16 protein-coding genes are annotated in these 18,783 nt (G+C 60.9%); 5 read left to right on the top strand and 11 right to left on the bottom strand.

Annotation, left to right across the window (positions count from 1 at the left end; genetic code table 11):
- Positions 1–3: 3 nt before the first annotated feature.
- From fhuF to B0G71_RS29735, 6 genes are all read right to left on the bottom strand, one after another.
- Positions 4–819: a siderophore-iron reductase FhuF gene (fhuF, locus tag B0G71_RS29710; RefSeq protein ID WP_116146263.1), complete on the bottom strand. Its 816-nt coding sequence runs from the start codon at positions 817–819 to the stop codon at positions 4–6.
- Positions 819–2,927 carry a Fe(3+)-hydroxamate ABC transporter permease FhuB gene (fhuB, locus tag B0G71_RS29715; RefSeq protein ID WP_116146265.1) on the bottom strand — a complete coding sequence of 703 codons (2,109 nt, stop codon included), beginning with the start codon at positions 2,925–2,927 and terminating at the stop codon, positions 819–821. The genes fhuF and fhuB overlap by 1 nt, the downstream gene beginning before the upstream one ends.
- Positions 2,924–3,790, bottom strand: a complete 867-nt coding sequence (locus B0G71_RS29720; RefSeq protein ID WP_116146267.1) for an ABC transporter ATP-binding protein — start codon at positions 3,788–3,790, stop codon at positions 2,924–2,926. Before B0G71_RS29720 ends, fhuB begins: the two co-directional genes overlap by 4 nt.
- Positions 3,787–4,809: a TauD/TfdA family dioxygenase gene (locus B0G71_RS29725; RefSeq protein WP_116146268.1), complete on the bottom strand. Its 1,023-nt coding sequence runs from the start codon at positions 4,807–4,809 to the stop codon at positions 3,787–3,789. Before B0G71_RS29725 ends, B0G71_RS29720 begins: the two co-directional genes overlap by 4 nt.
- 87 nt (positions 4,810–4,896) lie before the next feature.
- Positions 4,897–5,136 (bottom strand): MbtH family NRPS accessory protein, encoded by a 240-nt coding sequence (locus tag B0G71_RS29730; protein ID WP_106278652.1) that lies wholly within the window; start codon positions 5,134–5,136, stop codon positions 4,897–4,899.
- A 128-nt stretch (positions 5,137–5,264) separates the two neighbouring features.
- Positions 5,265–5,936 carry an RNA polymerase factor sigma-70 gene (locus B0G71_RS29735; RefSeq protein WP_116146270.1) on the bottom strand — a complete coding sequence of 224 codons (672 nt, stop codon included), beginning with the start codon at positions 5,934–5,936 and terminating at the stop codon, positions 5,265–5,267.
- A gap of 500 nt (positions 5,937–6,436) precedes the next feature.
- Here B0G71_RS29735 and B0G71_RS29740 point away from each other — a divergent pair, with 500 nt between their 5' ends.
- The 5 genes from B0G71_RS29740 to B0G71_RS29760 all read left to right on the top strand — a co-directional run bounded on the left by B0G71_RS29740 (position 6,437) and on the right by B0G71_RS29760 (position 12,015).
- Entirely contained in the window at positions 6,437–6,745 is a 309-nt protein-coding gene (locus B0G71_RS29740; protein ID WP_116146271.1) for a putative quinol monooxygenase, read from the top strand.
- Complete coding sequence (locus B0G71_RS29745; RefSeq protein WP_116148999.1) at positions 6,745–7,905, top strand: iron-containing alcohol dehydrogenase; 1,161 nt, start codon at positions 6,745–6,747, stop codon at positions 7,903–7,905. Before B0G71_RS29740 ends, B0G71_RS29745 begins: the two co-directional genes overlap by 1 nt.
- Before the next feature lie 281 nt (positions 7,906–8,186).
- Complete coding sequence (locus tag B0G71_RS29750) at positions 8,187–9,896, top strand: collagen-like triple helix repeat-containing protein (protein WP_116146273.1); 1,710 nt, start codon at positions 8,187–8,189, stop codon at positions 9,894–9,896.
- Positions 9,897–9,974: 78 nt separating this feature from the next.
- Positions 9,975–11,243 carry an isoprenylcysteine carboxylmethyltransferase family protein gene (locus B0G71_RS29755; protein ID WP_116146274.1) on the top strand — a complete coding sequence of 423 codons (1,269 nt, stop codon included), beginning with the start codon at positions 9,975–9,977 and terminating at the stop codon, positions 11,241–11,243.
- 520 nt (positions 11,244–11,763) lie between these two features.
- Positions 11,764–12,015, top strand: a complete 252-nt coding sequence (locus tag B0G71_RS29760) for a hypothetical protein (RefSeq protein WP_258875693.1) — start codon at positions 11,764–11,766, stop codon at positions 12,013–12,015.
- Positions 12,016–12,249: 234 nt separating this feature from the next.
- Here B0G71_RS29760 and B0G71_RS29765 read toward each other — a convergent pair whose 3' ends face one another.
- From B0G71_RS29765 to B0G71_RS29785, 5 genes are read right to left on the bottom strand one after another with little or no spacing between them, the layout of a single operon-like run.
- Complete coding sequence (locus B0G71_RS29765) at positions 12,250–13,056, bottom strand: heparin lyase I family protein (protein ID WP_116146277.1); 807 nt, start codon at positions 13,054–13,056, stop codon at positions 12,250–12,252.
- Positions 13,053–14,336: a hypothetical protein gene (locus B0G71_RS29770; protein WP_116146279.1), complete on the bottom strand. Its 1,284-nt coding sequence runs from the start codon at positions 14,334–14,336 to the stop codon at positions 13,053–13,055. Before B0G71_RS29770 ends, B0G71_RS29765 begins: the two co-directional genes overlap by 4 nt.
- Positions 14,329–15,144, bottom strand: a complete 816-nt coding sequence (locus B0G71_RS29775; RefSeq protein ID WP_116146281.1) for a glycosyltransferase family 25 protein — start codon at positions 15,142–15,144, stop codon at positions 14,329–14,331. The genes B0G71_RS29770 and B0G71_RS29775 overlap by 8 nt, the downstream gene beginning before the upstream one ends.
- An 8-nt stretch (positions 15,145–15,152) precedes the next feature.
- Positions 15,153–16,502 carry a flippase gene (locus B0G71_RS29780; RefSeq protein ID WP_116146282.1) on the bottom strand — a complete coding sequence of 450 codons (1,350 nt, stop codon included), beginning with the start codon at positions 16,500–16,502 and terminating at the stop codon, positions 15,153–15,155.
- Between the two features lie 8 nt (positions 16,503–16,510).
- Complete coding sequence (locus B0G71_RS29785; protein WP_116146284.1) at positions 16,511–18,757, bottom strand: polysaccharide biosynthesis tyrosine autokinase; 2,247 nt, start codon at positions 18,755–18,757, stop codon at positions 16,511–16,513.
- Positions 18,758–18,783: the final 26 nt, after the last annotated feature.

The raw sequence follows: 18,783 nt of genomic DNA on the forward strand, positions 1-18,783 counted from the left end.
CTGTCAATGCGCAGCGGCCTGCAATGCGATTTCCGCATCGCTCATCGTCAATAGCAGGGGGCAGCGTCCACACAATTGCGTCTCTACAGGAATTTCATAACGTACGCAGCACACGCGCCGTGCGCTGAACGGATTCGGTAGACTCGCGGCGCGCGGTTTTGCCAGGCGCACAGGCAGACGCAGCGGATTGGTCGCGCCATCGGCAGCGATCGGACCGAAGAGCCACGCGATGTCGCCCGTCAGATCGAATTGCGGCGCGCATTGTTCGAACAGGTAGTCCAGCAGATTGCCGGCGTTGCTCCACAACACGCGCGGCGCGATTTTTGTCATTGCGCACAGCGTCTCGATCACCGAATCCAGATGATCAACCAGCGGCGCAAAACGGCGTGCCGGATCGCACTCAACCGGCTGCAATGCGTCGGGCGCGAAATACGCTGCGATGGGAAGACCGTCGCGCAGCACGACATGCGTTTTATCCGGCGACATCGCAAGCGGCCGACGCAGCAACGCTGCCGCAACGAATCCGGCCGTCGCCGCAAAACCGAAGTAGTACTTGGTCCATTGCGACAACAACGCGCGTGCATGCGTTTCGCGCTCGCCGCCGTAGAGCGTGACCATTGCATCGAGCAATTCAGCGCGATACCCGGCCAACTCGCTGACGCGAATCACGCTCAGCGACGCGGTTGCGTCGCCGGCGAGTGCGGCTTCCTCGATCGCGTTCGGCGTGCCGAGCCACACATGCTCGAGATAATGCGCGATCGACTCCGGCGCAAACTGCGCGAAGCACTGCGCGCGCTGATCGCCGTCGCGTTGCCGCATCACCGTTTGCCCCGCTTCTCGCGCCGAGCCTCCACGATCAGCAGCGCAAGCAGATAAGGCGCGCCGATCAACGCGGTCAGCACGCCAGCGGGAATTTCGCGCGGCGCCAGCAGCGTACGCGCCGCGATATCGGCCACGACCAGCACCAGCGCCCCGCACGCCGCCGCGAGCCACAAGCGCGTGCGATGAGCCCGCGCGCCGAGCATGGACGCCAGATGCGGCGCCATCAAGCCGATAAAGCCCACCGGTCCCACCGCGGCCACGGCGGCGCATGTGGCAAGCATCGCCACGGTCAGCACCAGCGGACGCAACACGCCGATCGGCAAGCCCAGCGAGGCGGCCTGGTCGTCGCCCAAGGCAAGCAGATCGAGCGGCCGCGCGAGCAGCGCGAACACCGGCACGGCCAGCACGCACCATGGCAGCAACGTCGTCACTTCGCCCCAACTGCGCCCGTACGTGCCGCCCACCAGCCACACGACGAAGCGCGCGGGCTGCACGCTTTGCTGCGTGATTAGCCATTGCGACAGCGTCGTCCACAGCGTGCCGATGACGATGCCCGTCAGCGCGACCGCGAGCGGCGCATAGCGATGCCGGCGATTCAGCAGCAGCGTCAGGGCCAGCGTGACGCCGCCACCCGCGAGCGAAGCGGCGGCCAGCGTCGAATGGGCGGCAAGCGGCCACATCACGAGCGCGGCGAGCGTCGCGAGGCCCGCGCCCTGCGTCACGCCGAGAACCTCCGGTCCGGCAAGCGGATTGCGCACGATGCTTTGCATCAGCACCCCGCTCGCGGCGAGCAGCGCGCCTGCGAGCAATGCGCAGATGAGGCGCGGCAAGCGCAGGTCGAGCAACATCCGCGCGAGTTCGTCGCGGTGATCGAACGCTGCGAGCCAGCGCTGCACACCGATCGTCGTGGGGCCGAACGATGCGCCCGCACAGACGAGCACGACGCCGAGCAGCACCAACAGGCATGCTGTCAGCGGCCACGGCCACGCATCGATCGCGCGCACGAAGCGCGTGCCCGCTCGCGCGACCGCGCGCTCCTGACCGGCGTGCAACGCGCCCGACCACGCGGCGCCGCTGCGGATCATCGCGAGCATCAGCGGTGTGCCGACGAAGGCAATCGCCACACCAGTCGAAAGCGTCGCGTCGAGATCGAGCGCCTGCACGGCGCTATCGGTGACGAGCACCAGCGCGCCGCCGACCAGCGCCGACAAGGGCACGAGCGCGGCCAGCCGCGACGCTTTCGCGCCACGCATTTGACGCAGCAGGTTCGGCGCGATCAGGCCGACATACGACAGCGGTCCGGCAACGCTGACCGCGACGCTCGCGAAGCCCACCGCGACCACCATCGCCGCGAGCCGGGTGGCATCCACGCGAACGCCGGCTGCCGCTGCGGCGTCGTCACCCAGGGCGAGCGGATCGAGTGGACGAATCACGAAGGGCAACGCGATCAGCGGCAGCACGAGCCAGGACGCGGCGATCTTGAGCCCCGCCGCGCCGGGTTGATAAAGACTGCCGCTCGCCCACAACGACACGCCGACGATGCTCTGCTCGAAGAACGCGAGAATCAGCGTAGTCAGTGCGGAGAACAGCAGCATGCAGACGCTGCCGGCGAGCACGAGCCGCAACGGCGTGGCGCGCCAGCCGCCGGCCGCCGCGGCCACGCACGCGGCCGCGCCGAGACCACACACGAACAGCAGCGGCACGGACGCCACGCCCGCGAGCGACGGCACCAGCATCGCGGCAAGCAAGCCGAGTTGCGCGCCGCCGGTGATGCCGAGCAGATCCGGCGAAGCCAAGGGATTGCGCGTGAGCGATTGAAACAAGGTGCCGGCCACCGCGAGGCAGCCGCCCGCCACGAGGGCCGCCAGAATGCGCGGCACGCTCAGGTCGAACAGCAGAATGCCGGCAAGTTGCGCGGCATCGCTGCCCGCGGGCGCGGCAAGCCATGTGCGGAAACCGGGCACAAGCCGCATCACCGCCACGATGACGATCAACGCGACGAGTGCTGCGCCGATTGTCGTGACGCGGCTTTTGACAGGCGCGCGATAGCTGTCCATCGCTGGCGTGCTATGGCGCAGGCGTTTGCGTGCGGCAAGCGTCGTCATGCGGCGACGTCCTTGCTCATCGTTTCCTCGCGGACGGAGGCGGCGTCGGCGTGGTTGTCCATGAAGTCGCCTTCATACGCCGGTACGCACATCGGCGCGCCCGTTTGCGGGTGGGCGATCTTGAGCATCGGCACGCTGAAGGTCTCGTTCAAGTGACGCGGGTCGAGCATTGCATCAGGCGAGCCTTGTGCGACGATACGGCCGGCGCGCATCAGCACGATTTCGTCGCTATAGGCCGCCGCCTGATTCAGGTCGTGCAGCACCCACACGATCGTCAAACCGCGCTCGCGATTCAGGCGCCTCAATTCACGCAGAATATCCAGTTGATGATGGATGTCGAGATACGTGGTCGGTTCGTCGAGCAGCACGATCGGCGCCTGTTGCGCGAGCGCCATTGCGATCCACGCGCGTTGCCGTTCGCCGCCCGAGAGTGCGGCGACATCGCGTGCGGCGTCGTCGGCGAGACCGCTGGTCACGAGCGCTTCGTCGATCGCCGCGTGGTCGGTGCGCGAGAGTCCGCGCAGCCAGCCGCCGTGCGCGTAACGGCCATACGCGACCAGCTCACGCACGGTGAGGCCGGAGGGTATCTGGTTGAACTGCGCGAGCATGGTCAGCGTGCGCGCCAACGCGCGGCGCCGGTGCGAAGCGAGCGGCACACCGTTGACTTCGACGCTGCCAGACAGCGCCGGTTGCAAGCCGGCAAGCGTGCGCAGCAGCGTGCTTTTGCCGCAGCCGTTCGGTCCGCACAACGCCGTGACGCGGCCGGCCGCGATGTTCAGATTCAGACCGTGGAGCACGACGTGATCGCGGTAGCCAACCGTCAGCGAATGCGCTGCAAGCGCCGCGCCCTGCGATTTCGTCATTGCGCGGCCGTCCGCTTTTCGCCTTCGGCTTCGCTGTAGCTTCGCGCCATCGCGACCACGACTTTGCGTGGGCCTTCGAACGGATCGCGTGCGTGCGCCGTCAGCATGTTGTCGAGCATCAGCACGTCGCCGGTTAGCCACGGGAACACGATCCGTTGCTGATCGAGCACGCCGCGAATTTCCGCGAGCGCGTCGGCTTCGAGCGGTTCGCCGTCGCCGTAATAGACGTTGCGCGGTATGTTTTCGAGGCCGACGGAATCGATCAGCGCCTCCTGCATGTCTTCGTCAAGCGACGAAAGATGGAACAGATTCGCCTGATTGAACCAGACACGCTCGCCGGTGTGCGGATGGCGCGCTACTGACTGGCAACGCTCGCGCGTTCGCAGCAGCAGTTCGCCGTCTTCGCTGTCGCGCCATTCGCATTCGATGCCGCGCGCGCGGCAAATCCGCTCGACGGTTCGCGGGTCGTCCGAACCGAACGCCTGCTCCCACGGCAAATCGAGCCCTTGCCCGAAGTTGCGCACGTAAAGCAGTTCACGCTTCGCAAAGCGCTCGACGAGCGCCGGATCGATTGCGCGATAGATCGCCCGGCTATCGGCGATCGGCGTTGCGCCACCGCTGTGCGCGGCAAGCGCGCAGTGGAACCAGATACGCAGCGGCCATTCGCGCGTGTACGACTGCTCGTTATGCAAAGGAATCGAGCGATGCGGCGGATATTCCGTCGAGGTATAGACCGCGCCTTCCACCTGGCTGCGCGGCGTCGAAGCGAACTCATAACCGATCAGCGGATGCCCGAACGAGCCCGCGAAACTTTGAAACGCGTCGATCGAGGCCACGCGAAAACCCGTGAACAGCACGCCGCCCGCGCGCTCGAGCGTGTCGTCGACGATCGAACGTAGAAGCGGCGCCGCTTCCTCCAAAGACATCTCGGCGCCCGCGCGCGGCGAGACGACAGTCGGCAAGCCCGGCTCGATCGATAAATCGGCGAGCGTGGGCAGCGGCATGGAAAGCATGGTCATACTCTGAATCCTTTTGCTGAAGCGGCGCGGTTGGCACACAGCCGATCCGCTCAATGGCACTGCGCGTGCTTTAGGCGGTCGCGTTCTTCAGGCCGTCGCGTCCATGTGTCTGCGCAAGCTGGCTGGACGCATGTCGGTCCACACGGCCTCGATGTGCGCGAGGCATTCGGCCTTCTGGCCGCGCACGCCCACTTCGCGCCAGCCGGCCGGCACGTCACGGAAGGTCGGCCAGATCGAGTACTGCTCTTCGTCGTTGATGACGACGGTGTAGACGAGGTCGTCCGCCTCGCCGGCTGCCGCGCTGGAAGTCTGCTGTGCTTGCGTCATGATGAAAGGCTCAGTCGATGAAAGGTCAGGAAGCGCCCGGACCGCCCACTGGCATGTCCCGGCACCGCGGCGCGGGCATTCGCTCACGCACTGGTTCTAATCAGTTGACGTTTGATGCGCGCGCTTTTTTACCGGCGGCGCGCGCGGCCGCTGCAGAACGCGGGGCCCGCCACGCCGCGATTGCAGGCGTCGAGGCAATCGACGCAATGCTTCTCGGCGTCGCGCACCATGAAATGCACCAGCGTCTGCGAGACGTCGAGAGCGCGCGCGGTGTTTTGCAGCGTTTCCTCGCGCAGGCGCACCATTTCGAAGGCGGCGCGGCTGCGCGGCGGCAGTTGCTCCAGCGCGTTGTAGACGTGCCGCAGCGTGTCGCGCACGAGCAGCGCCGCCTCCGGCGAAGGTTCCGGCGATGGCACGTGCAGGCCGTCGTCTTCGTCGGCGTGATAGGTGTTTTCGAGGCTCTGGCGGCGGAAGGCGTCGATCGACGCATTGCGCACCATGCGCGTGACGTAGGCGACCGGCTGACGCACGGCGTCCTGATCGTGAAGGTCGACCAGCTTGATGAAGACGTCGTGCACCACATCTTCCGCGAGACTCGCGCAACCCACGAAGCCGCGCGCCAGATTGACGAGCATCGGCCGGTTGTCGATCAGCACGTCGAGCAGCGTGCCCTTCTTCCAATCGACCGCGCGCGCGTGATTGCGCGGGCGCCGCGAAACCGGTGGACAGGCGCCTGCGGCGTTGAGAACCGATATCGGCATCGCTGTTGAAGGCTCTCGCCGAACGAGCACCTCAGCCATAGATTCGCTCCGCTGTCTCAAGGATGGAGCGCCAATCTAACGTAAACGCGAATCATTCTCAATCAAGATTTAGAATAACCTTACAATTTTCAATAGCTTTGTCTGATGCATTCCAGATGCATAACGGTCATCGGCCCTTTTCTGGCTCGGCTAGCAGGCGTGAAATTATGTAGGCATCCGTATCATTGGCGACGAAGCGCGTGGATCGAGATAGCCGCGCAATAGCGGAAACACGTGCGCTGGTCCCCAGCCATCGCGTGGGGCTCTCTTGCCCTCCCACGCGTGGGACGCCCGGCATGCATCGAAGTCTTCGCGACGGAACGCCCCACATTTGCCCGCAGCGTCGACACACTGGAGCAAGCCGCTCCGAATCTGGTACAACTGATGTCTGCGCCCATGAAGGACGGCGCTGTCGCGGTCTCGACCCCGCGACAGCGAGTAGTGAAATCCGGATCCTGAACGTTGAAAACGTTCATGTACTCAGCCCGTTGGAGTGACTGATGGCCCATGCTTACCTGCAGGTGATCGCGCATTTTTTCGCCAAGCCTGGCAACGGCGACGCGATCGTGAAGCCGCTTACGGAACTCGCCGCCGCAACCCGGAAAGAGCCGAAGAACCTTTACTACGAATTCTTCCGCTCGCCGCTGGAGCCGGACCACTTCGTCATTCTCGAGAAGTACAGCGACGCCGACGGGCTCGCCGATCATCGCGAAACCGAGCATTTCCAGCGGCTCGGCTTCGGCACCATCATTCCGCTACTCGACCGGCGCGAAGTCGAGAGCCATATAGTGTCCGGAGACGCGCCATGATGAACCCGTTCCGGTTTCAAACAGTACCGACGTTAGTTGTGGAGTTCGGTGCCGCGCGCCGCCTCGGCGCTTTGTTGCGCGCGCAATTTCCGGCGCTGTCGCGGGTGTGCGTCGTCACCGATGGTTTTCTGCACAGGAGCGGGTTGTTGAATCCGGCGCTCGCCGATCTCGCGGCGCACGGCTGGGACGCCACCGTGATCGACGACGTGATCGCCGATCCGCCCGAACACATCGTGCTCGAAGCGACATCGCGGGCCCGGACCGCCGGTGCGGAAATCGTGCTGGGGCTCGGCGGTGGTTCGTCGATGGATGTGGCGAAGCTGATCGCCGTGCTCGCACCGCAGCAACAGCAGGCGCTCAGCGAGATGTACGGCGTCAACAAGATCACGGTCGCGCGTCTGCCGCTCGTGCAGATACCGACCACCGCGGGCACCGGTTCCGAAGTCACGGCCGTGTCGATCGTGACGGTGGGCGAAGCGAAGAAGATGGGCGTGGTCGCGCCGCAACTGATCGCGGATCTGGCGATTCTCGACGCCGAACTCACGCTTGGCCTGCCCGTTGCCGCGACCGCGGCGACCGGCGTCGATGCGATGGTGCATGCCATCGAGGCGTACACGTCCGCGCATCTGAAGAATACGGTCTCCGACCTGCTTGCGGTGAAGGCGCTCGACCTGTTGTCGCGCAACCTGCTGCCAGCTTGCGAGAACGGCGGCAACCGCGACGCGCGTGAGGCGATGCTGCTCGGCGCCACCTTCGCGGGCCAGGCGTTTGCGAATTCGCCGGTCGCCGCGGTCCATGCGCTCGCGTATCCGATCGGCGGCATTTATCACGTGCCGCATGGTCTTTCGAACGCGCTCGTGCTGCCGCATGTGTTGCGGTTCAATGCGGAAGCGGCGGCGCGGTTGTACGCGGAACTCGCAGAGGTAGTCGTGCCCGGTGTCACCGGCAGTGACGAGAGCAAAACGCAGGCCCTGATTGAACGGCTCGAACAGATGATTGCGGCGACGGCGATTCCCGCGCGTCTGCGCGACGTCGGCATCGAGCAAGGCGGGCTGGAGCGAATGGCGAGCGATGCGATGTTGCAGACGCGGTTGCTGGTGAATAATCCGCGGCCAGTGACGGAGGCCGATGCGCTAACGATTTATACGGCCGCGTTTTGATGCGGGTTTGCGGCGTGAGCCGGCCGTTCCGATGCGAAGGTGCTGCTTTGATGGATTACGGCGTGCTTCGTATCGTTACGGCGGCCGCTCGCGTTACGTAGCACGCTCGCGGAACACGGATTTGCGTTGAGACGCAAAATCGCGATTCTGCCGGGATAAATTCTTATTTTGTTTGATTTTTTCGATATACCTTCGCTTTGATCGGATGATCGAGCAATAATCAGCATTTGGCGTGTAACTTGCAGCAGTGTCCCCGTCAATAGTCGTTCAACGGGGACATCATGAAGAAATTTGCTGGTCGGACAGCCATCGCAGTGGCGACGTCTACATTACTCGCGCTGTATGGATGCGGATCGACGCTTAACACGCCAAGTCCCGGGCTTGGCGGGGGCGGTTTGGGCGGCACGTCGGGGGCGGGGACTTCGGGGACTTCGGGCACTTCGGGCACTTCGGGCACTTCGGGTACTTCGGGTACTTCGGGCACTTCGGGCACTTCGGGCACTTCGGGCACTTCGGGCACTTCGGGTACTTCGGGCACTTCGGGCACTTCGGGCACTTCGGGCACTTCGGGCACTTCGGGTACTTCCGGCACTTCGGGCACTTCGGGTACTTCGGGTACTTCGGGTACTTCGGGTACTTCGGGTACTTCGGGTACTTCCGGCACTTCGGGGACTTCGGGCACTTCGGGCACTTCGGGCACTTCGGGCACTTCGGGCACTTCGGGCACTTCGGGCACTTCGGGCACTTCGGGCACTTCGGGCACTTCGGGCACTTCGGGCACTTCGGGCACTTCGGGCACTTCTTCCACCCCGGTCGGCAACATCATCACTCAGGCCAGCAATCTAATCACCGCCGTCGGCACGACAGCCGCCGATACCGGCACCAAGATCACCGGCACCTCGGTGCCCGGCGTCAACGGCGCAACGACCTCGAACCTCGGCAACGCGATCACCGATGTCGGCAACGGCGTGAAGGTGCTGGGCAACGGCACCGCCGCGGGCCTCGGCACGGTCGGCAGCACCGCCAATCCGCTCGGCCCGACGCTGACTTCGACTTCCGGTGTCGTCGCCGATACCGGTGCCGCCGTGACCGCGCTCGGCGGCGTGGTGAACAGTCTCGGCAGCGGCCCGTTGAAACCGCTTTCCCCGGTGACGTCGACGCTGGGCAGCGTCGTCGGCGGCGTGGGCAGCGGCGTCAACACAGTGGGCTCGGGATTGAATACCGCGCTCACCAGTGCGCCAGTCCAGCAGATCGAAACGCAGTTCAGTTCGGCGATCAACCCGATTACCACCACCGTCTCCAACACGACGCAGACGCTCGGCAACACGACAGGTCTCGGCGCGCCGCTCAACAATCTGCTCGGCACGCTCGGCAACGGACTTAACGTGGCCGGCATCAAAGTGTCGGGCGCCACCGGCGATCAGGTCGGCAAGGACGTCGGCGGCGTCGTGAGCCAGTTGGGCAAAACCGTGATGAGCACGGGCGGACTGTTCACCGGCACGACCACCAATCCGCTCGCGCCGATCACGGGCCTGCTCGGGCCGCTCGGCGGAATTGGCGGCCTGGGCGGCGCAGGTGGCTCGGGCGGCACCTCCATCCCGCCGTTGACCGGACTGATCGGCAACCTCGGATCGCTGGGCGGCGCAGCGGGTGGCACGGGTGGCGCCGGCGGCGCGGCCGGCCTGCTGGCGCCGCTTACCGGCCTTCTCGGCAAGCTCGGTTCGCCTGGCGGGACGTCGGGCACGAGCAGTCCGCTGGCGCCTGTCGTCAACGTGGTCGGGTCGTTGACGGCCGGCGTCACAGGCGGTGTCGGCGCCGGGGGTTCGTCGGGCGGCACGGCCGGCAATCCGGTGACGGGCCTTATCAGCGGTTTGACTGGCGGCTCGGCCGGCGCCTCGGGCAGCAACAGCTCCGGTAGCAAGAATCCGCTCGCGCCGGTGACGAACCTGGTCGGCGGACTGCTCGGCGGCGTCGCAGCGGCCGGCAAATAAGCGTTACGCAGGCACGCGGCCGGGCACCAAAAAATCAATAACCCGGCCGCCTTCAATGTCATGACGACGAGGGATGACATGAACTCCACTTTCCATACCGTCGCGCGCGTGCACGACCCGCGGCCGCGCTCGGCGACACCTTTTTCGATCGGCCTGCTCGGGATCGCCGTCGGACTGCTCACGCTCTGGTTGCTGCGCGACAGCAGTTCGCTCGATGGCGCGACGCGAAGCACCGTTGCCTGTCTGGCAATCATCGCGACCATTGCCGCTTACGAGCTATTCGTCGCGCGCGTCTATTTGCGCCCGAGCGCCGGCCTCGCGAGACATGCGTTGCGGCCGCTGAGCATCGTGCGCGTGGAATTGCGCCTCGCGGCGCTCGCCTCGGTGTACGCGGGCATCGGCGCACTCTACTGGCTGCTGCCCGAGTATCACGGCGCCTTCTATAACCCGTACTGGTCGCTGCTCGGTACGCTCGCGCCGTATGTCCTTATCGCGGCGCCTTTCTACTTCGCGTGGATGGACCGGTATCAACGCGAAACCGACGACGCGTACCTGCTATGGGCGCGCTTCCTAATTCGCGGCGAGCGTCCGGCGAACTGGCGCCCAGTGCGCGAAATGCTGGCGGGGTGGATGGTGAAGGCATTTTTCCTTCCGCTGATGATCGTCTACCTGTCCACCAATGCGGATCACCTCAACGCGTCGCTGACGGCCGCGCTGAATGCGCCGTTTTCGCTCGCGACATTCCGGTTTATGTATGACCTGTCGTTCGCGATGGACCTGATGTTCGGCACTGTGGGTTACCTGTGCACATTGCGCATACTCGACAGTCACGTGCGCAGCGCAGAGCCGACGACGTTGGGTTGGCTCGTCGCGCTGGTCTGCTATCAGCCGTTCTGGTCGCTCATCTCGAACCAGTACATTCGCTACGAAGGTTCGGTGTTCTGGGACAACTGGCTTATTTCGATGCCGGTTGTGCGAGTCGTGTGGGGTACGGTCATCGTTGCATTGCTGCTGTGCTATGCGCTGGCGACCATCTCGTTCGGTTTGCGGTTTTCGAATCTGACCAATCGCGGGATCATTACTTCGGGACCTTATCGGTTCACCAGGCATCCCGCTTATATCGCGAAGAATCTGTCTTACTGGATGGTCACAGTGCCGTTTATCGAGCCGCTGGGATGGCGAGCAGCGGTGACGCATTGCGCGGCGCTATTGGTGGTGAACATGCTTTATTTCTTGCGGGCCAAGACGGAAGAAAAGCATTTGATGAATGATCCGGAGTACCGGGAATACGCGGAGTGGATTGCAAGGAATGGCGTCTTTGCCCGGTTATCGCGAGTGTTTGATTGAGCAGCGAAGTCTGAGAAAAGCCTGCGCTCCAATACCCACAACCAGCTCAATCAGGAGTTGCTCATGGCTAACGCCAATTGAGCAAGCAGCGTCATCGGACACATTGCAAGAAAACCGTAAGCGAGTCGCCTTTCCATGGATGCACATCACCGACACCATGCTCGAATTCGCCGGCTTTCAACCCGGCTAGCGTGTCTTTCTCAGCATTGGTCATCGTTGCAGCCGGATCACCATCGGCGTCAATCGCGACTACACGATTGCCGGGGAACCGATGACGAAACAGCAGATCATGCAGCGCAGCAAGCCCATGTCGGATTGAACAGACCACGTGACGGCCCGTTTGGGTCGGGCCGTTCTTACGTCATCGGGAATTGGAAACCTTGACCGGGGGATTCCGGCTTTGTAGGATGATGGCCGCCGCAATCGGACACGCACTGCCTGATAGATTCAGTCCACCCGCAACATATGAATAGGGCCACTACTAAATGAACAGTGAGGTCATCGGGGTTATGGCATGACAATGGATGAAGACATCGCGCACGTGGCGCGTGTGATGGTGCCGTCGCTGAGCGCGTTTCGCGGCGAGCCCGTGTTGCAGCCGGCTTATTGGCGGAGGCGGCTTCAACGGATACAGAGCGAATTCCGGTTGACTGAAATGCAAGCTTCGCAGATCCAGCATTTGCTGGGGGATCTGGATAGGTTTGAGGCGGAAAAGGGCGCGAAGAAAAAGGGGGTTGGTGGTCGGATTCGAGCGCCATGGAGCCCGCGGTGACGAGGCACATCTACGTGTTTCTTTGAGTGGAGTGACAATGCGCGGCAGGCTGACAGGGGTCACGTCTTCCTCGCCCTCAGATGCGATAGCCACACAACCAACCATTCCCGTTGACTGCGAATCAGCGGCGTCCGCGGCATTGTCCATACCTGCAATACGCTCATCTAAGCGCGATGCAGTACATCAGTATCATACCGCAGTAACTGCGATACGCGCACGCACAACTCTGTGCATCTAGCGGTGAACCGTCCTCGCGAAAACGGACATGTCACCAAAATAGAGTTCCAGTGCATCGACGTCTGAAAGCTGCTTTAACCAACCGGGTTTGTATATTCCGAACTTCAGATATGCGCGTCGGTCGCCAAGATATGCATTCGCCATGCCGTTTCCGTCGAGCACAAGCTTCCCGCTTTTCCAGAGGCGCGTCACCGCCTCCCGCCCGCTGGCGTCTGGCGCATACTGTAACGTCCAATTAACCCACCTGCCGAGATCGCTGCGCGCACAACAAACGCGGCCACCTGACCCGTGCTCTGTATTTAACCCCCCGCGCACGGAAAACGTGTAGTCCTCACCGAGCACCGTCAGCATGAACGGCGGCGGCCCGCTTGATTCACTCTGATGGATCTGCGTGATGATTTCCATTTGCTGCCGATCAAATGCGAAATCACGCGGGAGATATGTCTGCCAGCGGATCAGATATTCTTGGCCCGGGCTCATGTAAACATTTCGGGGCAACGTGAACTCACTGCGCGGTGCGCCGTTGGCCACCTTCAAAAAATCGTTGTTCTTGTGGATTTGTACGCGAATGACATGCCGGCCCGGGGCAGCGGGGTCGTTAGCCAACGCCACGTCGGTCGCTTGGCCTGCTTGAATTAGCAAACCTCCAAATCCAATTCCTGAAACAATTGAGTAAGCCGCAAGATAAGTACTGCTGCTTGGGACTGCCTGGCCTGACGGACCGACTGCCTCTGCCGGCGAAAGCGTAAAGATTAGTCCAAGCATCGACACCAACGCTCTGAACAAGGACGGCTTCCTATTCATATATCTCTTTTTCGCTGAGACATAACCGCAACCAACGCGAGGTATGGAGCGACGACAGCCGACACGAAGACGTGACCTGCCGACGACGCCATTGCAACAACGATCCAGAAAAATATCCGGCCAAACCGACTAGCTTTGCGGTCTGAACCGCCGCAAGCAAAGGTCCGTGCCAACGCGACAAAATAGATTATAAAAATGGGAAAGCCAAAGGCGAGTATCAGATCTGGAATGTCGATCTCCACCATGTATCGAACGACGGGATGCCCGCCAGTTAATAACGCAATGAAGTTATCCTTCTGAACCTCGGCCCAAACGTTGGCGAACTTTAAGTTTCGTCCCGACAGCAGAAGCGTCACAATCTTATCGTCGCCGATTCGCCCACCCTGGTGCTGAAAATAACGCAAACTTAGATCAACAGCCGCATTGACCTTCGGTATGAAGAGGTAAGCAGACGCAGCCATTGTTGTCAGAGCCAGCAGAATCAGGCTCGTGTAAAACGTTGCCTTGACTGCGTTGTGGCGTGAGTAGAAATACGCGCACGTCCCAGCAAGCGCTCCGAGGATTGCACCCTTCGTGCCGGTCAGAGCGGCCGCGGCCAGCATGCATCCGATCAGCAGGACAGAGCGCCACGACCAACCGCGCAGCAGCGCGTGAAGGTAGCCGAACCCAATGGCCACAACAACGAGAGCCGCCGCTTCGTTTTGCGCGTAAATAATGCCTTTATATCCGGATCGAATGTGAGTGTCTGCCTGGTAGCTGAGAAACATGTCAATTGATAGCGCAGCGCCCATCACTATCGAAACGCCATAAACCATTAGCGATATGAATGCAACCGACTCGATTTGCTTCAGGCGCCGATCGCTTAGCATGCTCATCGCAGCAGGATAGACAAAAAAACTGAACACCTTCAGTACAAATATCACCTGTTCCTGAAGCTCGTGCCTTGTTAACACTCCGAACACATAGGAACCGAGCGTCGCACATAGCACAAATGCAAATGCGATCGCTCGCCACAGTCCAGTTTGAGTTAATCGAAACCCATACGTCAGCGAAGCAATAAGACCGACAATAGTCACGCCTCTCAACAATAGCGATACTCGCGCATCAGCGGCGTGAGACGGCACGCCCCTTGCTGCATAGACAGACAGAAAATCCCCAATCGGAAAAAGCCCCAAACCAATGACCAGAACTGTCCACGCGAGCGTCGTGGCGACCCGCGTGTTCGACTCCGGAAAACCTGCGGCCGGACCCGCCCCGTATGGCAAATAGCGGCTATTCATGGTGCGGATACATCTTCTCGCGGGAAGCCGTTGCCACGAGCAACGCCACCACTAGCCATCGACCACCCGTACGTATGACTCTTAGAGGCTTAAGCGCCATCTCATAGGCGAAAGACCGGCGCTTTGATAGCACATCCCGACTTGATGAAATTGAGCTCGGCATCGTCTCAAATGCTTCCCAAACGACGTATGGCCGCAACTCGGCAATACGCAAACCGCCATGGTCGCGATGCCATGGCCAGTCATCGAGAAGCCTCCCAATTCGTCCACATGCATGATCAAGCGCCTTGCGAGCACCACCGGCACTGATCCAGTAGCCGACCGAACCGCTCGTCCATTGTTTGAACGGTACGCCAATCCATAACCTGCCGACACGGCTCGCGCGCATCAGCGGCTCGTACACATAGGTTACCTTCGCGTGCCGACGCGCTAGCTTGGAGCGTCCGAGCAGAACAACGTCGGCACGTACCGATAAAGCACTCTCCGATGTGTGCAACACTGATTCAAAAAAAGCGTCGTCCAGCATCGCATCATCTTCCAATATGATTGCCGCACGCCCGGATCGCGCGATCTTCGGCCACAGCGATCGATGGCTGTAGAAACATCCCACTTCGCCGCGACTGAGTGGACGCCCGTAGCGCATCGTTGCTTCTATCGGATCGCAAAGCTCAGCAAACGCATCACCGTCAAGGCTCCGCGCATCGAACGCGTTTTCGAATTGACATTCCACCCCACGATCTGCCAGTACTTTCTCAATCGAAGCGCGGCGCGGTGATCCCGGAAGTGAAATTACGTAAATGTCAAACATGGTCAGTCTCAGGATGTCTTTAGCTGCATAAAGTGAGCGCGCATTTCCGTGGAGCGAACAATCCACATCACATATACGCCAAGCAATGCGACCTCCGCCGCCAGATACGCCACTGCTGCGCCGTACGCACCGAATCGTGGCGCAAGTAGGAACGCCAACAGAATATTGAACCCGCCTGCTCCGAGCATCGCGCGCGCGCGCCGTGCAGATCCATTGAATGGCACAAGCACTTGCAAACCAAGAAAATAGGCCAGATTGCCGAAGATCGTCGACAAGCAAAGCAAGTCGACGATCGGCGCCGCCCCCACGAAATTTTGGCCGAGTGCAATACGGGTGAGAACGTCTGACAGCGACAAGCACACGATCAAACCAATACACGTTGTCGCCGCGGTCGCGAGAAGGCCCACGGCCGTCAGCATTGCAGCCATCCTCACCCCTTCCACTGTTTGCTGGGAAAAAAACGCAGCGACACGGGGGTAGAGCACAGTATTGATCTGAGCCGGCACCATGTTTCCCACGGTCTTCAGCTTGTCAGCCGCCGCGTATAGACCGACCTGATACGGCCCAGAAATACCGCCAAGAATGACCGCATTGGTTGCGCTGAACAAGCTGACCGACGCCGCCGAAATAAACATATCCGTACTTTCAACCAGCTGCGTGCGAATGGTGCGCCAGGAAAATAGCGGAGCCGCGAGTAGGCCTTGCTGGTAAGCGACAGACATTGAACCCACTGCGACGATCAAGGATGCCGCCGACTGGACGGCTACGGCTGCGTTGACGTCAATCGGCGAAGTGACCACACAGAAGGTCAATGGAAGCGTCGCAAACCGCCCGACGAGCGCGATCGTCGCGAACAGCGAAAAGCGTTCGAGACCTTGAAGGAGCCAGTTAAGAGTAAATACGTTTGCCAGGACGCTCAGCCAGCCGATCCAGACCGCGGCTCCCAACTCCTGTATGTGGTGATCAAAACGAACAACCGCGAACAGAGCGGTGGACGAAATGACACACAAGCTCGCCTTAGCTCCGATGATCGACCAGATCAGTTCATTCAGCCTGGCCCGGTCCTGACGGCACTTCGAGACCATGCGGGGCCCGCTTAGATTGAATCCCCACTCGGTGCACACCGTGCCATACACCGTTATCGCGATCACATAGCTCACAACGCCGAACTGCGACGGCCCGAGAATGCGTGTCAGATATGGAAACGTGGCAAGAGGCACGAGGTAATTTCCGACCTGCCACGCCAGCATCGCCGCAAAGTTTCGGCCGAGTCCGGCCGCCACGCGTACCGATCCGCGACCGCGAGGGATGCGATCGTGCTCAGAATCTTGCGCTGGCGGTAATGTCGCCTTTTCCATTATCACCGTCACTCGTGCTTGAGGCGCTTTGCGGTATCCGCGCCTTCATATGCGTAAGCACCGTAATTGCCGTATTGAGCGGATCTCAATCCAGGACTGAAACAGTTGAAAACGACGCCCGAGACCTTTGCTCCAACCCGACCAATACGCTTCGCCGACTCTCGAATCTCGCCGAGACTCGTGACACCAGAACGCGCCAGCAGCAAAATCGTCCCTGCAAATGCCGCAAACACTGTTGCATCGGTCACGGGCAAAAGAGGAGGCGCGTCGATCAGCACCAGATCGTAATGGTGCGAAACATCCGACAGCAAGCTCGACAGGTTGTTCGATTGGAACAGTTCAACCGGCTGCCCCACCCGCGGACCGGCGGGAAGAAAATCGACGTGCGCAGAAACATCCCGAACGATGGCGTCTTTCACCTGAACCTCGCCACGCAGCACGTTCGCAAGGCCATTTTGCGAGCGAACGCCAAATTCCTTAGCCAGATGACCGCGCCGCAAGTCACCGTCGATCAACAGCACGCGCTTATTCAGTTGGCCGAGAAGTGTCGCAACGTTAGCCGAGGTGAAGGATTTCCCGATATCGCTAGACGGCCCAGTGATAAGTACGAGATTGTTCTTCGGCTTATCAAGTAGGAGGAACTGCATTGCGGTACACAGACTGCGCAGCGCCTCTACGGCAGGCTCGTGCGGGCGTGCAAGAGAAAGAATGGAGCGCGCTTGAGCGGCTCCCACGACCGCCAATTTCTTCTGGGCCGGACTCCTCGGGACCGTTGCAATCACCTCGAGATCGGTGTCCCGCTCGATCTCCGACGGATCCGTGACAGCACCGTGCAGCACGGCTCTGGCAATTGCCACGCATATCCCGACCAGCGACCCGATGATCGTTGCCAGCACCACGATCAAGGCAACCTTTGGCCGCACGGGCTCGTCCGGAACAACCGCGTGGTCAATCACGCGCACGTTGCCGATCTTACTGGCCGTTGCGAGCCGCAGTTGCTGAATGCTGTTCAGAAGTCCAACATAGATCGCCGTCTGAACGGTGACGTCGCGTCGAAGTCTCACGACATTCTGTTGCGCATCTGGCAAGCGCGAGATCGCGCTCTCGAATGAAGAGATATTGAGTCTCGCGGCAGCGATTTGCTGGTCCAGCGAAGCAAGTTGGGGATGCTCGGTGGTCAATACCGATCCAAGTGCTTTTCGCTTCTGCTCCAATTCGAAGAGTGCAGTCTGTGCGCTCACTGCCTGGCCAAGCATTGCACTTGCCTGTTCGCTCAAATCGACGATCTGGTGTTTGTTCTGATATCCATTCAGTCGATCCTCCACAACCCTCAATTGCCCTTCGACTTGTGGCAATTGAGCGGTCAGAAATTGCAGAGATTTTTCTGCTGTGGCGGCTTTTCTGTCGGCGTTCTGACGCACATAATTATCAGCTATTTCGTTGACCACTCCTGCGCCAAGAACGGGGTCGATGCTCTCGTATTTCACGCCAATCACTCCTGACTGGTCTTTACCCTTCTCAGTAACCACCAGATCTTTCTGAAGCTGCGTGAGCATCTTTTGCGCGGAGAAACGCCGGACAATGAATTGTGCATTTGGACGCCCCTCGATGTGATCGACAACCAGATTTACGTTGCCTGACGCAGTTTGCACGCGCAACGGCACGCTGACTTGTCCGGTAGCATCGTTATCGATGTCATCTCCTGACAACCGATAGCGTCCATCTGGAAGAGTCGTGATAACGAACCGGTCTTCCCAGAAGTCTCGCGGCACGTCGAATGAGGATACCGTGATGCTTTCACGTCCCCAAACAAAACCACCGATGCCGAGCAGTCCAGGGGTCGACAGCTTCTTATTGTGACGAGCAACTACGCTCCCGATAAGCGGGAAATACCTAGGATGTGCATCAATATAAAGACGCTTGTCTTTGACGACAGACTCTGTGACAAGGCGTGATTGAAGAATCTCCATTTCGCCGTCATCGGTCGACTTCACGTCGAACAGAGTGCTCAGGCCGCCAACCAGACCTCCTTCTGCCCCTCCCATCATATCGGCGCCGCTGCTTTCAACTTGGACGACGACGTCTACGCCATAAACAGGTGCCGCAACGATCGCGTACAACGTGCCAAGCACGAAAAAGACGCCCGTCACCACGACGATGAGCCTGACGTTCTTGACGATCATGTCAACGATTCCGCGAACATCGATTTCATCCGAGTCGCGAAAGTTTTGAGAATTCGATTTGGAAGAGTTCATGTCGACTTCAGATATCCTTTTGAAGC

It is taken from the genome of Paraburkholderia sp. BL27I4N3, assembly GCF_003386115.1.
Taxonomy (GTDB): Bacteria; Pseudomonadota; Gammaproteobacteria; order Burkholderiales; family Burkholderiaceae; genus Paraburkholderia.

What these genes read in the sequence shown, in the direction of transcription:
- B0G71_RS29780 (WP_116146282.1), bottom strand. Translation starts at nt 16,502, where the DNA reads ATGGAAAAGGCGACATTACCGCCAGCGCAAGATTCTGAGCACGATCGC.
- B0G71_RS29725 (WP_116146268.1), bottom strand. Translation starts at nt 4,809, where the DNA reads ATGACCATGCTTTCCATGCCGCTGCCCACGCTCGCCGATTTATCGATC.
- B0G71_RS29755 (WP_116146274.1), top strand. Translation starts at nt 9,975, where the DNA reads ATGAACTCCACTTTCCATACCGTCGCGCGCGTGCACGACCCGCGGCCG.
- B0G71_RS29750 (WP_116146273.1), top strand. Translation starts at nt 8,187, where the DNA reads ATGAAGAAATTTGCTGGTCGGACAGCCATCGCAGTGGCGACGTCTACA.
- B0G71_RS29735 (WP_116146270.1), bottom strand. Translation starts at nt 5,936, where the DNA reads ATGGCTGAGGTGCTCGTTCGGCGAGAGCCTTCAACAGCGATGCCGATA.
- B0G71_RS29760 (WP_258875693.1), top strand. Translation starts at nt 11,764, where the DNA reads ATGGATGAAGACATCGCGCACGTGGCGCGTGTGATGGTGCCGTCGCTG.
- B0G71_RS29745 (WP_116148999.1), top strand. Translation starts at nt 6,745, where the DNA reads ATGAACCCGTTCCGGTTTCAAACAGTACCGACGTTAGTTGTGGAGTTC.
- B0G71_RS29775 (WP_116146281.1), bottom strand. Translation starts at nt 15,144, where the DNA reads ATGTTTGACATTTACGTAATTTCACTTCCGGGATCACCGCGCCGCGCT.
- fhuF (WP_116146263.1), bottom strand. Translation starts at nt 819, where the DNA reads ATGCGGCAACGCGACGGCGATCAGCGCGCGCAGTGCTTCGCGCAGTTT.
- B0G71_RS29740 (WP_116146271.1), top strand. Translation starts at nt 6,437, where the DNA reads ATGGCCCATGCTTACCTGCAGGTGATCGCGCATTTTTTCGCCAAGCCT.
- fhuB (WP_116146265.1), bottom strand. Translation starts at nt 2,927, where the DNA reads ATGACGACGCTTGCCGCACGCAAACGCCTGCGCCATAGCACGCCAGCG.
- B0G71_RS29730 (WP_106278652.1), bottom strand. Translation starts at nt 5,136, where the DNA reads ATGACGCAAGCACAGCAGACTTCCAGCGCGGCAGCCGGCGAGGCGGAC.
- B0G71_RS29765 (WP_116146277.1), bottom strand. Translation starts at nt 13,056, where the DNA reads ATGAATAGGAAGCCGTCCTTGTTCAGAGCGTTGGTGTCGATGCTTGGA.
- B0G71_RS29785 (WP_116146284.1), bottom strand. Translation starts at nt 18,757, where the DNA reads ATGAACTCTTCCAAATCGAATTCTCAAAACTTTCGCGACTCGGATGAA.
- B0G71_RS29770 (WP_116146279.1), bottom strand. Translation starts at nt 14,336, where the DNA reads ATGAATAGCCGCTATTTGCCATACGGGGCGGGTCCGGCCGCAGGTTTT.
- B0G71_RS29720 (WP_116146267.1), bottom strand. Translation starts at nt 3,790, where the DNA reads ATGACGAAATCGCAGGGCGCGGCGCTTGCAGCGCATTCGCTGACGGTT.